Below are 12,419 nucleotides of genomic sequence, written 5' to 3' on the forward strand. Positions count from 1 at the left end.
TGGCGCACGACACAGTGGAGGACGGAACGACGTGAGAGCCGTGACCTTCGACGGAGCGATTCCACGATACCTGACCACGCGGGCAACTGGTCGGATCGCGTCGCGCTGGCTCTCCGGTCCCGGCCGCTGCACACGCCTGCAGGAGGTCCCGCTGCCCGCACTGCCGGCCGACGACTGGGTCCGGGTTCGCACTCGACTCGGAGGAATCTGCGGGAGCGACCTCGATCTGGTGCGGCTCGACGTCTCCCCTTCGACCTCACCCTTCTCTTCGTTCCCCTTCGTCGTCGGACACGAGAACGTGGGCGTGATCCAGGAGGTCGGTCCGGCCGTGACCGGTCTCCGACCGGGAGAACGCGTGGTGGTGAATCCGCTGCTCTCGTGCGTGCCGCGCGGAATCGAACCGCCGTGCCGTCATTGCGTGGGCGGGCACCCCGCGCGCTGCCAGAACTTCACCGAAGGCAGGCTCCCGGCCGGAATGCTCCTCGGCACGACGCGATCACTCGGGGGGAGTTGGGGCGACGCCTACGTCGCCCACGTCAGCCAGGTGGTCCGAGTGCCCGAACAGGTCGGTGATCGAAGCGCGGTCCTGCTCGAGCCGCTCGCAACGGTGTTGTCGCCCGTCCTCGACCACCCTCCCGCCGCCGGTGAGCAGGTACTGGTGATCGGGGGCGGCTCCATCGGTCTGCTCGCAACAGCCGCTCTCCGCACGGTCGCCCCCGAAGCCCGGGTCACCGTGCTCGCCCGGCACCGTTTCCAGGCCGAACACGCCGAACGCATGGGGGCCCATCACATCGTGGTGCCCCGCGACGCGGACGACTACTTCCGCTCGCTCTCGGACCTCTCGGGTGGTCGCCTGTTGCACCCCATCCTCGGCCCACGCGTCCACGTGGGTGGATTCGACCACAGCTACGTTTGCGTCGGGAACTCCGGGGCGGTCGACGACGCGCTCCGGTTCACGCAGGCGGGCGGACACGTGGTCCTACTGGGCAACGTCTCGCGACTCCCGAAGGTCGACTGGACACCGCTGTGGATGAAGGAGCTCACGATCCGCGGCAGCCTCTGCTACGGTCACCATCCCCACGGCGGCACGACCCGGCACGCTTTCGACACCGCAATGCATCTGCTCACCGAGGGACTCCGCGACACGATCGATCCACTCGTCACCCACGTATTCCCCCTCCGTCACTTCCGGGAAGCACTCGCGTACTCGATGTCCAGATCGCGGCATCGAAGTATCAAGGTGGCCTTCGACCTCACCGAGCAATGAACGCACTTCGCCGGGCTCTCTTCTCTCGGTTCGTCTGGATGCTCGTGGGCCTGTTCGCCCTGACGATTCTCGCGGACCTCTGGCTCGATGCGGAAGGCGGCGCTTCGGTCGTGGTGGAGAGATGGGGAGTCTGGGCACCCATCGCCGCATTCCTGCTGAAGACACTCACCACGATGACACCGATCGGTGCCGTGGCGCTGGCCGTGTTCACCGGAGTGATCTTCCCCCTGTGGCTGGCGATCCTGATCAATCTCGCCAGTGGGATCGTCGGGGGCATCGGGATGTACTACGTGTGGCGGCAAGGGAACCACGAGTTCGACCTACAGGCTCGTCTCGAGACCCTTCCCGGGTGGATGCGGCGCTACGCTGCCGACAACCTTCTGTTCCTGATCCTCTTGCGCTTCCTGCCGTGGGCAGGCGGCGGCCTCGCCGACATGCTGGCCGGCGCGCATCGCATCCCCCTGCGGACACAGGTCTGGAGCCTCGTCCTCGGGTACCTTCCCGGTTCGGTGATCTACGCGCTCATGGGCACCGGACTCCTCCGTCTGACCTGATCTGACCGGACCGGAGACGTAAGGTATCCTGCCATTCATCTTCGACTTCCGGCAAGCGGGGTGTGTCGTCGGGAAGGATCGAGCTGTCGGACCCAGAAGTCCCACGACCCCATCGGCTCGCCACGGCCGAGGAGAGCGGCACCGACGATGACGGCGTCTCGAAATCGCGACCGCGGGGGGCGCTGGCAGACCATCGCCCTGCCGAACGAACACGGAGGCTGGAGCTTCGTCGGTGAGCCGATCCTGCTGGGTCTGCTGCTCGCGCCGACCTGGGGCGGGGTGGCACTCGCGACGGCCGCCGTCGCCGCGTTCCTGCTGCGGCATCCGCTGCGGATCGTGCTGCGGGCGAGGGAGGTTTCGCCCCGTGTGCGCGCGGCCCGGCGATTCGTCGTCGCGTACGGCGTTCTCCTGGCCGCCGCGGCGGTCGTCGCTGCTGTTCTCGCGCCGTCGCTGGGCGTGCTGATCCCCATCGGCCTGTCCGCTCCGCTGCTGCTCGTCCAACTGGGGTACGACGCGCGCGGGCGCAGCCGCGACGCCATGGCCGAACTCGCCGGGGCCGCGGCGACCGGGGCCTTCGCTGCCGGCATGGTCCTCTTCGCCGGCTGGTCGCTCGCACTCGCCCTCGGCGTGTGGTCGGCGCTGGCCATGAAGGGTCTCGCGACCGTGCTGTACGTGCGGGCGCGGCTGCGGCTCCAGCGCGACGCACCGGTGTCGCGCTCGCTCCCGGTGATCGCGCACGTCGTCGGCGCCCTCGTGCTGTGGGTCGAAACGATCGGCGGGGTGACACCGTGGACGGCGCCGGTGGGCATGGGTCTGCTGACGCTCCGCGCGATGGCGGGTCTGTCCCGCACGAGCGGTCGAAGGCCGGCGAAGGTCGTCGGTCTGCAGGAATTGGCGTTCGGTGTGGGCTACGTGCTGCTGGTGGCGCTCGGTTACCGGGTCGGCTGAACCGCACGCCCGCGGGGTCGTCGCCAGGCGGCGTGCGATTCCATTCGAAAATGCAGTGGTTCCAGGGTGTCAGCTTGTGACCGCTGACGACGCGCAATGTCAGCCGCTGGAGGCTGACATTGGCAATTGTCATCCGATATCGGCTGACGAGGCGAGAACCGGGTCATGGACGAAGTATTTCATCGGGCCACGACGCTGGAGGAATCGGCGTCCGGCTTCGATGGGCACGCGTCTGCCTTCCGTCAGGTCGCGTCCGGGGTGAGCGCGGTCGCATCCTCTCACAGAACGGAACGGGCGGGAATTCCGGGGATTCGGCCGGCCTACACCAGCCGCACCGCCCGCCGACGGTGCCGTCGCAGACCCTGATCGTGGACGGCGAGCGTGATCCAGTCGCGCAGGGCGTTCTCGATCGCCCGGAGTTCGTCGTCCTGCGCCCGGTCCAGCGCGCGGTGGACGACCTGCCGCGAACATCCGAGCACGTGGTGCAGTCCCGCGCGGCCGTGCTGCCTCCGGCGCGCGAGAACGATCTCGTGCTGCCGGGGTGTCCACGAGCGCGTCACGCGGACGTGGGCGCGGGCCAGGCGCTCGGCCACTCTCTGGTAGGGCTCGAGATGACGGGCGACGAGGGACAGCTGGAGCGGAAGCCCTTCCTCGACCGCATCGGCCGTCGCGTCGCGGAGTGCATCGACCGGAAGCGTCTCCATCTCGGCCCGCGCGCGCTGGCTCGACGGAAGATCGACGGCTCCGTGCAGTCGGAAGTGGAAGGCCGCCGGCCAGCACACGAGGTGCAGGGCCGCCACGATGTCGAAGGCGCGTTCGGGCGCGGTCATCCACCCCACGAACAGGTCGTGCTCGGCGACCATGCGGAAGCGCCCGTGCCACCACTGGGGATGCCGCTCGCCGATCCGCGCGAGCAGGGCACCGGCCCCGGCACGTCGGGTGGGATCGAGGGGCTGGGCGGCGGCTCCGACGAGAAGATGCGTCAGCGCGTCCATGGATCGCGGAGGCTGTCCGTCGGGTGGCGTCGGGCGACAGTATCGCACGTCCGGCGGGGCGGTGACCAGCCGGCGGGCCGGCGACCGGGCGGCGCGCGATGACACTCGGAAAAGCGGGGTCGCGGGATGTCAGCCTCGTGGGACTGACAAAGCGAAATGTCAGCCCCTGGAGGCTGACATTCGCAGTTGTCAGCCGATCCCGGCTGACAATCCGAAAACAGGGTTCTCGAAGAATGGTTTCACCAGCCGACAACGCGCGCCGACAACGCGCGGCGACACCACGCAACGATGCCACCGCACGATACCGACGCACGATACCGACACACGCGGCTAACCGATCGCCGCCCCGCTCTCCTCGTCCACGTGCTTCTTCGCGTGGTACGAGGACCGCACGAAGGGTCCGCTCTCGACGTGCGCGAAGCCCATCGACAGCGCCTTCGACCGCAACTCGGCGAATTCCTCGGGCGTGTAGTACTTCTCGATCGGCAGCTGCCCGCGCGTGGGCTGCAGGTACTGACCGATCGTCACCACGTCGACGTCGACGAAGCGGAGCATGCCGAGCAGCTCGACCACCTCGTCCATCGACTCGCCCAGACCGACCATCAATCCACTCTTCGTACGCTGGATCCGATCGGGGCGCGCCTCGCCCGCGCGACGCAGCACGTCGAGCGATCGCTGCAGGTCGCTGCCGTAGCGCGCACGACGGTACAGCCGCGGCACGGTCTCGACGTTGTGGTTGAAGACCTCGGGCCGGGCCTCGAACACGACCTCGAGCGCCTCGGGATCGCCGGCGAAGTCGGGGACGAGCACCTCGATCTTGCACGAGGGGTTGCGCCGCCGCACGGCCTCGAGCGTGCGCGCGAAGTGGCCCGCGCCGTAGTCGGGCAGGTCGTCGCGGTCGACCGAGGTGATCACGACGTGATCGAGATCCAGACGCTCGGCCGCCTCGGCCACGTTCTCCGGCTCGTTCGGGTCGAGCGCGCCGGGTCGGCCCTTGCCCACCGAGCAGAAGCCGCAGTGCCGCGTGCAGATCTCGCCCATCAGCATGAAGGTCGCCGTCTTGTCGGCCCAGCACTCGAACAGGTTCGGACAGCGGGCCTCCTCACAGACGGTGGTCAGGCGCAGCTCGCGCATCATGCCGGTGACCTCGTCCACGGTGCCCTGGTCATGGAGCCGGACCTTGAGCCAGTCGGGGCGTTCGGCGCTGAGCTCGAGATGGGACTTCTTCTTGCCGGCCATCACACGACCGCCTTTCCGGGGGTGGGGGCGCCGTCGACGAGGACGCGCCCGAAGACGCGGGGGAAGTGCTCGACCACACGATCGGCCACGCTGTCGAGGCCGACGTCGCGTCCGAGCACTCGTTGCATCGAGGTCACGCCGAGGTCGCGGATCCCGCACGGGACGATGACGTCGAAGTCATCGAGATCCACGTTCACGTTCAGCGCGAAGCCGTGGCTGCTCACCCACTTCGACAGGCGCACGCCGATGGCCGCGATCTTTCGTTCCACGCCTTCGTCGCGCACCCACACGCCGGTGTGCGGTGGGTGGCGGAACCCCTCGATGCCGAAGTCGGCGAGGGTGTCGATCAGCACCTGCTCGATGCGGCGCAGGTGGCCGTGGGCGTCGCGCTCGTCGCCGTCGAGGCGCAGGATCGGGTAGCCGACCAGCTGTCCCGGTCCGTGGTAGGTGACGTCGCCGCCGCGGCCGACCTCGAAGACCTCGAAGCCGCGCGCGCGGAGCTGCGCCTCGTCCAGGAGGACGTTCTCGGCGTGGGAATTGCGGCCCAGGGTGAGCACGCGGGGGTGTTCGAGCAGGACGAGGGTGTCACGGCCCTCGCCCTGCTGCCGTGCGACGACGAGTTCGTCCTGCAGACGCAATCCTTCGGCGTAGGCGACCCGTCCGGGCCGCCGGACGTCGAGCAGGTTCTGCCCGTGCGCCTCGGCCATGACTGCGCCCACCCCGTCGGCCCTACAGGGCCGTCTCGTCGAAGTTCTCCAGCGTCTCCTTGATGCCGCTCAGGAAACGCTCCGCCGTGGCACCGTCGATCAGACGGTGGTCGTAGCCCAGGGTCACGTACATGCGCGGCCGGATCGCGATGGCGCCGTCGACGGCCACCACGCGGTCCTCGACCTTGCCCATGCCCAGGATCGCCACGTTCGGCTGGTTGATGACCGGATCGCCCATGAGGCTTCCGAAGCTGCCCGGGTTGGTGATCGTGAAGGTCGAACCCGACAGCTCGTCGGGACCGAGCTTGCGGTCGCGGGCCCGGGTCGCCTTGTCGGTGATCGCCTTGGCCAGCCCGACCATCGACAGGTCCTGCGCGTCGTCGATCACCGGGACCAGCAGGCCCCAGTCGAGGGCGACCGCCATGCCCAGGTTCACGTAGTCGTGATAGATGATGTCGGTGCCGTTGATCGACGCGTTGATCACCGGGTGCTTGGCCAGCTGGTCGATCACGGCCTTGGCCATGAACACCGTGTAGGTGAGCTTGGCCCCGCCGGTCCGCTGCAGGAAGGCTTCCTTGTTCTTCTTCCGCAGCTCGTCGACGCGCTTCATGTCGATCTCGTAGTAGGTGTGCACGTGCGGGCTCGTCTGCACGCTGTGCACCATGCGCTCGCTGATCACCTGGCGCATGCGCGACATCGGCTCGACGCGGTCGCGCTCGCCGGCCTCGGCGGTCGGACCCGACGCGGCGGGCTGCGGCGCGGCTTGCTGCCGCTGGGCCTGCTGCGGCTGGGCGGCCGGCTGCTGCGGGGCTGCCTGCGGGGCCGGCTGTTCGGCCGGGGCCTGCTCCGTCGCGGTGCCACCGCGCTCGATGTAGGCCATGATGTCGTCCTTGGTCACCCGGCCGTGCACGCCGCTGCCCTGCACCTGCGTGATGTCCACGCCGTGCTCGGCCGCGATCTTGCGCACCAGGGGCGAGCTCTTGGTCTGCACGCGCTCCTCGCGGGTGGCCGCCGGGCCGCCGTTGCCGCCGGTCGACGCCGCGGGCTGCGGCTGGGGCGCGGGCTCGGACGGAGCGGGCTTCTTCGCGGGCTCCTCGGTCTTCGCGGGCTCCTCGGCCTTCGCGGGCTCCTGTGCCGGTTCCTGAGCGGGCTGGGCCTCCTGCTTCGACTCCTCTTCCTTCGCGGGAGCCTCGGACGGCGCCTCGCCGCCGCCACCGTCGGCCTCGTCCCCCTCGCCGATCTTGGCGACGACGGTCTTCACCTCGACCGTCTCGCCCTCGTTGACGACGATCTCGGCCAGGGTGCCCGAAGCGGGCGACGGGATCTCGGCGTCGACCTTGTCGGTGGAGATCTCGAACAGCGGCTCGTCACGCTCGACGGGGTCGCCGACCTTCTTCAGCCACTTGGTGATCGTGCCCTCGGCGATGCTCTCGCCCATCTGGGGCATCGTCACATCGGTTGCCATCGTTCCTCCTGCGCAGACCGGGGTTCCGGAGACCGGGTTTCGGGTTCGGCTCGACGATCAGAACGCGATCGGGTGACCCGCCGCGGCGTGACTCGCCTCGAGCATGCCCTCTCCCAGCGTGGGATGGGCGTGGACGATGCGCGAGAGCTCGTCGTTCGTGCACTCGAGGTGCAGCAGCGCGGCGGCCTCGCTGATCAGGTCGGTGGCCGCCGGCCCGATGATGTGGATCCCGAGGATCTCGTCGTACTTCTTGTCGCGGACGATCTTGACGAAGCCCGCGGTCTCGTGGCGGATGCGGGCCTTGCCGCTGGCCGCCCACGGGAACTTGCCCACCTCGACGTCGTAGCCCTCCTCGCGCGCCTGGGCCTCGGTCTTGCCCACGCTCGCGACCTCGGGACGGCAGTACGTCGCATTCGGGACCGTCTCGTACTTGACCGGGAAGGTCTCGTGGCCGGCGATGTGCTCGGCGGCCACGATCGACTCGGCCGAGGCGCAGTGGGCCAGGGCCGGCGTCGGCACGATGTCACCGATCGCGTACACGCCCTCGACGCTGGTCCGCATGTATTCGTCGGTCAGCACGTAGCCGCGCTCGTGCATCCGCACGCCGACCTCCTCGAGGCCGCAGTCGGCGGTCAGCGGCGAGCGCCCCACGGCCACCAGCAGCATGTCGGCCTTCAGGGTCTCGGTCTCGCCGTCCTTGTCGAGCGTCAGGTCGACGCTGCGGGCCTTCGCCTCGGCGTTGGCCAGCTTGGTCCCGGTACGGATCTCGATACCGTCCTTCTTCAACGCGCGTTCGAGGTCCTTGCTGCAGTCCTCGTCCTCGATCGGCAGGATCCGCGGGAGCATCTCCACGAGCACCGTCTCCACGCCGAAGCGGGCGAAGATCGACGCGAACTCGGTCCCCACGGCGCCCGCGCCGAGCACGACGAGCTTCTTCGGCAGCTTCTCGAGCTCGAGGATGTGGTCGCTGGTGATGATCCGCTTGCCGTCGACGGGAAAGGCGCCGATCTCGGTGGGCTTGCTGCCCATGGCCAGGAGCACGCCCCTCTTCGCGGTGAGCGTACGGGTCTCGCCGTCCTGGGTGACCTCGACCGTCTTCGGACCGGTGAGGCGTCCGCGGCCCCGCTCGGTGGTGATCTTGTTCTTCTTGAAGAGGTACTCGACGCCCTTGGCGTTCTTGTCCACCGTCTGGGACTTGTTCTTCATCACCTGGGAGAAATCGAGCTTCCAGTCGGGGATGTCCAGACCCATGGTCTTGGCGTGGGCCATCTCGCTGACCAGGTCGGCCGAGTGCAGCATGGCCTTGGTCGGAATGCACCCGCGCAGCAGACAGGTGCCACCCAGTCGGGAATCCATCTCGACGACGGCGGTGTTCAAGCCCAGCTGCGCCGCCCGGATCGCTCCGGTGTAGCCGCCGGGTCCGGCGCCGATCACGATCACGTCGTAGTCCGTGTTCGCCACGCTGCTCCCTTTCCCTGCTCGGGGCCCGGCCACGGGCCGGTGCCACGGGTCTTGTGGACGCACGCCAGGACCGGCGTTCGCCGTCGTGTCTCACAGTTTCGATAACCGTAGAAGACTAGCATGTCCGATCGATTCGACCAGGGGGCGCCCCCGGGTCGCGAGCGGGGATGATCAAGATGTTGCTGGAGTCGTGCGGCGGCCGGGGGGCGATTCCTCCGTCGCACACCCTTCTGGCATCCGCCATGCAGCGGCGAGAGGCGCACCTCTTCGGAAGGAACCCACCGTGGATCGCAATCTCCGGCCCGTTCGCGCCTTCGACGTCCACTGGCGGGCACTGGACGGGGGTGGTGTCCTCGTCCGACTCGCCGACCAACGCCGTTTCACCCTCGACGAGATCGGACTGGTACTCTGGGATCGCTGCGACGGCGAATGGAGCGTGGGGGACCTCGTCGACGAGCTCGTGCGTCTGTTCGACGCCGAGCCCGACCAGGCCGCCGACGACGTCGAGGCCTTCCTGCTCGATCTCGAGAGAACGGAACTGGTCCGGCTCTTCGCCGTGCCCGACCCATCCCTGGCCGGACCGGCGCGCGTGGGCCCCACCACGGTCGTGGTCTAAAAGTCCGTACATGGACCTTGACCGGATCAGAAATAGCTGGCAGCCGCGAAGGCTGCGTAGCCCGCGAGCAGCAGAGCCCCCTCGGCCCGCCCCACTCTTCCGCCGGTGGCCATCATCGGGATCAGGGCCACGGTGAACACCAGCGTGATCGGAACGATCACCTGGCGCACCTGATCGGAGGCCTCCACGTCCCCGAACATGCACACGCCGCCGAGCACGAACAGCAGGTTCATCTGATTGCTGCCGATGATGTTGCCGATGCCGATCTCGTGGTGACCGCGGACGACGGCGACCACGCTCGCCGCCAGTTCGGGCAACGACGTCCCGACCGCCACCATGGTGGCACCGATGACCTCCTCGGAGATCCCGAACTGCAAGGCCACCGCCTCGGCCGCGCTCACCAGCAGGTGCGCACCGCCCACCAGCAGCAGGAGCCCGAGCGCCGACTGCGCGATGGGCCAGAGCAGACCCGGGCGCGGGACGTCGGGGATCTCGGCCTCGAGCGCGGTGTCGCCGCCGGGCGCGTGCCCCCCGCGTATGTAATAGAAGAGCGACAGCGCGAGCATGCCCAGCATGACCGCACCCGCCGGACGGTCGAGGTGGCCCGTCATGGCGAAGGCCGCGGCCACGAAGGTGGCCAGCACCATGAACGACGCGTCGAGCCGCACCTCGCGCCACAGCACGCGCACGGGGTGCAGCAGACACACCGTCCCGAGGATCAGACCCACGTTGGCGATATTGCTGCCGAAGACGTTGCCGACCGCGATGCCGGCGGAATCCTTGGCCGCGGCCACCAGGCTGACCACGGCCTCGGGACTCGAGGTGCCGAAGGCCACCACCGTGAGGCCGACCACCATGGGCCGGATCCCGAGGGTCAATGCGATATGCGCAGAGCCTCGCACCAGGAGTTCCGCGCCGAACCAGGTGCCGACGACCCCGCCGGCCAGCCAGAGAAAGGTGATGGGCTCCATGGGTAGGGATCCGTGCCGAGAACGGGTGAGGGCGCAGGAGTGATTTCGGGTGCGGCGCGAGCCGCGCATGCTAGCACAGCCGCCGAGCCGCGTTGACCCCACAGTTGCGGGGCCCTAGACTCGACGGGTCCGTGTCCGGAGGTCGCGCTCGGCGACCCCTTCGATTCCAGGAGCAACACCGTGCGCGTTCTGATCACCGGCTTCACCGGCTTCGTCGGGAGCCACCTCGCCGACCATCTGCTCGAGCGTGGCGACTGCGAGATCTACGGCCTCTACCGCTGGCGCAGCCGGATGGAGAACGTGAACCATCTGCTCGGTCGCGTCCATCTGATCGAGGGCGACATCGCCGACGCCTCGGGCATGCGTCGCGCGCTCGAGATCAGCCGGCCGGACTGGGTCTTCCATCTGGCGGCCCAGTCCTTCGTGCCCACCAGCTGGACCAGCCCGAACGAGACGCTCGACGTGAACGTCCGCGGTCAGATCAACCTCTTCGAAGGTCTGCGTCAGCTCTCGTTGAACCCGCGGATCCAGATCGCCTGCAGCAGCGAGGAATACGGTCTGGTCCACGCCGACGAGCTGCCGATCCGCGAAGAGAACCCCCTGCGGCCGCTGTCGCCCTACGCGGTGAGCAAGGTGACCCAGGACGTCCTGGCCTACCAGTACCACCAGAGCTACGGAATCGACACGGTGCGCACCCGCGGCTTCAACCACACGGGTCCGCGGCGTGGCCACGTCTTCGTGTGCAGCAACTTCGCCCATCAGGTGGCGAGCATCGAGGCCGGCCTCCAGGACGCGGTGATCCGCGTGGGCAACCTGGATGCACGGCGTGACTTCACCGACGTCCGCGACATGGCCCGCGGCTACGTCCTGGCCCTCGAGAAGGGCGAGCCCGGCGGGTGCTACAACATCTGCCAGGGCAAGGCCCACCGGATCGGCGACGTCCTGGACATGCTGCTCGACATGGCCCGTCTCGAGGTCAGCGTCGAAGAGGATCCCGAGCGCATGCGCCCGAGCGACGTCCCGGTGCTCCTGGGTTCGGCCGACCGCTTCCGCGAGCGCACCGGGTGGGAGCCTCGCATTCCCTTCGAACAGACGCTGCGCGACCTGCTCGACTACTGGCGCGACCGGCTGGCCCGACGCACCACCTCGACCCTGTAGCGAACGAACGGCGATCCTCCGACCCCACCGGGTGCACCCGGCCTCCACGTGCAACGAGTCTGGATCACAGGCGGACACGGCTTCGTCGGACGGACGCTCGCCCGCGAGCTGACCGGACGCGCTCTCGCGGTGTGGACCGTCGAGCGCGGTCCCGCTCGTCCCGATGACGACGACCAGACCCTGCGCATCCCGCTGGCCGAGGACGGCGTCGTCGCCCGCGCACTGACCGACATCCGCCCCGACGCGATCGTGCACCTGGCCGCGCAGAGCAGCGGCGGCGCGAGCTTCCGTATTCCGCGCGAGACCCTGCGCAACAACGTCGAGAGTACGCTCGGCCTGCTCGAGGCGATCCTCTCGCTGCCCGCCGGGGAGCGTCCCCGCCTGCTGTCGGTGGGGAGCTGCGAGGAGTACGGTGCGCCGAACGGCGACGGCGAACTCCCGCTGACGGAGGACCAGCCGCTGCGCCCTGGCAACCCCTACGCGGTGAGCAAGACCGCCCAGACCCTGTTGTGCCAGCAGTTCCGCCGTGCCCACGGTCTCGACGTCCTGGCCGTCCGCAGCTTCACGCACACCGGTCCCGGCCAGTCCGATCGCTTCGTCTTCGGCAGCTGGGCCCGGCAGATCGCCGAGCTGGAACGCGCCGGGGGCGGAGTGCTGGCCGTGGGCAACCTCGACGTCAGCCGGGACGTCTCGCACGTCGGTGACGTCGCCCGCGCCTACGCCGACCTGTTGACCGTCGACTGGCCGCACGACGTGGTCAATCTCTGCCGCGGCGAGGCCACCGCACTGCGAACCGTCCTCGACCACCTCTGCTCCGTCGCCCTCGCCCCGGTCGACTGGCAGGTCGACCCGGCCCGGCTGAGACCCGGCGACGTACCGCTCTTCGTGGGCGACCCGTCGCGCTTGCGTTCGATGATCGGATGGGTACCCTCGACCCCCGTCGAGACGGCTCTGAACGAACTCCTGCAATGGTGGCGCGAACGGATCGGCGACTCCCCGTCGTCGCCCACCACTTCCCGCTGAACGAACACGCGCTCA

The 12,419-nt window shown here is 68.8% G+C and carries 11 protein-coding genes and 1 pseudogene; 6 read left to right on the forward strand and 6 right to left on the reverse strand.

Annotated elements, in window-relative coordinates; all coding sequences use genetic code 11:
* Positions 1–31 precede the first annotated feature (31 nt).
* The 3 genes from VKA86_16290 (at position 32) to VKA86_16300 (ending at position 2,769) form a co-directional block, all read left to right on the forward strand.
* A complete protein-coding gene (locus tag VKA86_16290; GenBank protein HKK72767.1) occupies positions 32–1,267 on the forward strand; it encodes a zinc-binding dehydrogenase in 1,236 nt (411 codons plus the stop codon).
* Positions 1,264–1,821 carry a VTT domain-containing protein gene (locus VKA86_16295; protein HKK72768.1) on the forward strand — a complete coding sequence of 186 codons (558 nt, stop codon included), beginning with the start codon at positions 1,264–1,266 and terminating at the stop codon, positions 1,819–1,821. The genes VKA86_16290 and VKA86_16295 overlap by 4 nt, the downstream gene beginning before the upstream one ends.
* 147 nt (positions 1,822–1,968) lie before the next feature.
* Positions 1,969–2,769, forward strand: a complete 801-nt coding sequence (locus VKA86_16300; protein ID HKK72769.1) for a YwiC-like family protein — start codon at positions 1,969–1,971, stop codon at positions 2,767–2,769.
* A gap of 320 nt (positions 2,770–3,089) precedes the next feature.
* Here VKA86_16300 and VKA86_16305 read toward each other — a convergent pair whose 3' ends face one another.
* From VKA86_16305 to lpdA, 5 genes and pseudogenes are all read right to left on the reverse strand, one after another.
* Positions 3,090–3,764, reverse strand: a complete 675-nt coding sequence (locus tag VKA86_16305; GenBank protein HKK72770.1) for a hypothetical protein — start codon at positions 3,762–3,764, stop codon at positions 3,090–3,092.
* 330 nt (positions 3,765–4,094) lie between these two features.
* The gene (gene lipA, locus VKA86_16310) at positions 4,095–5,003 is read right to left on the reverse strand and encodes a lipoyl synthase (GenBank protein HKK72771.1); all 909 of its coding nucleotides are present in this window, start codon (positions 5,001–5,003) and stop codon (positions 4,095–4,097) included.
* Entirely contained in the window at positions 5,003–5,710 is a 708-nt protein-coding gene (lipB, locus tag VKA86_16315) for a lipoyl(octanoyl) transferase LipB (GenBank protein ID HKK72772.1), read from the reverse strand. The genes lipA and lipB overlap by 1 nt, the downstream gene beginning before the upstream one ends.
* Positions 5,711–5,732: 22 nt before the next feature.
* Positions 5,733–7,205, reverse strand: a pseudogene (gene sucB / locus VKA86_16320) (2-oxoglutarate dehydrogenase, E2 component, dihydrolipoamide succinyltransferase).
* A gap of 27 nt (positions 7,206–7,232) precedes the next feature.
* Positions 7,233–8,636 (reverse strand): dihydrolipoyl dehydrogenase, encoded by a 1,404-nt coding sequence (lpdA, locus tag VKA86_16325; protein HKK72773.1) that lies wholly within the window; start codon positions 8,634–8,636, stop codon positions 7,233–7,235.
* A 283-nt stretch (positions 8,637–8,919) separates the two neighbouring features.
* On the opposite strand from lpdA, the gene VKA86_16330 reads away from it, so the two are divergent.
* The gene (locus tag VKA86_16330; GenBank protein HKK72774.1) at positions 8,920–9,252 is read left to right on the forward strand and encodes a PqqD family protein; all 333 of its coding nucleotides are present in this window, start codon (positions 8,920–8,922) and stop codon (positions 9,250–9,252) included.
* A 26-nt stretch (positions 9,253–9,278) separates the two neighbouring features.
* Here the strand turns inward: VKA86_16330 and VKA86_16335 are convergent, their stop codons facing one another.
* Positions 9,279–10,223 carry a calcium/sodium antiporter gene (locus VKA86_16335; protein ID HKK72775.1) on the reverse strand — a complete coding sequence of 315 codons (945 nt, stop codon included), beginning with the start codon at positions 10,221–10,223 and terminating at the stop codon, positions 9,279–9,281.
* Positions 10,224–10,403: 180 nt separating this feature from the next.
* Here VKA86_16335 and VKA86_16340 point away from each other — a divergent pair, with 180 nt between their 5' ends.
* Entirely contained in the window at positions 10,404–11,381 is a 978-nt protein-coding gene (locus tag VKA86_16340; GenBank protein HKK72776.1) for a GDP-mannose 4,6-dehydratase, read from the forward strand.
* Between the two features lie 48 nt (positions 11,382–11,429).
* A complete protein-coding gene (locus tag VKA86_16345) occupies positions 11,430–12,404 on the forward strand; it encodes a GDP-mannose 4,6-dehydratase (GenBank protein HKK72777.1) in 975 nt (324 codons plus the stop codon).
* The last annotated feature ends 15 nt before the right edge of the window (positions 12,405–12,419 follow it).

This window comes from Candidatus Krumholzibacteriia bacterium, from assembly GCA_035268685.1.
Classification (GTDB): Bacteria; Krumholzibacteriota; Krumholzibacteriia; order JAJRXK01; family JAJRXK01; genus JAJRXK01.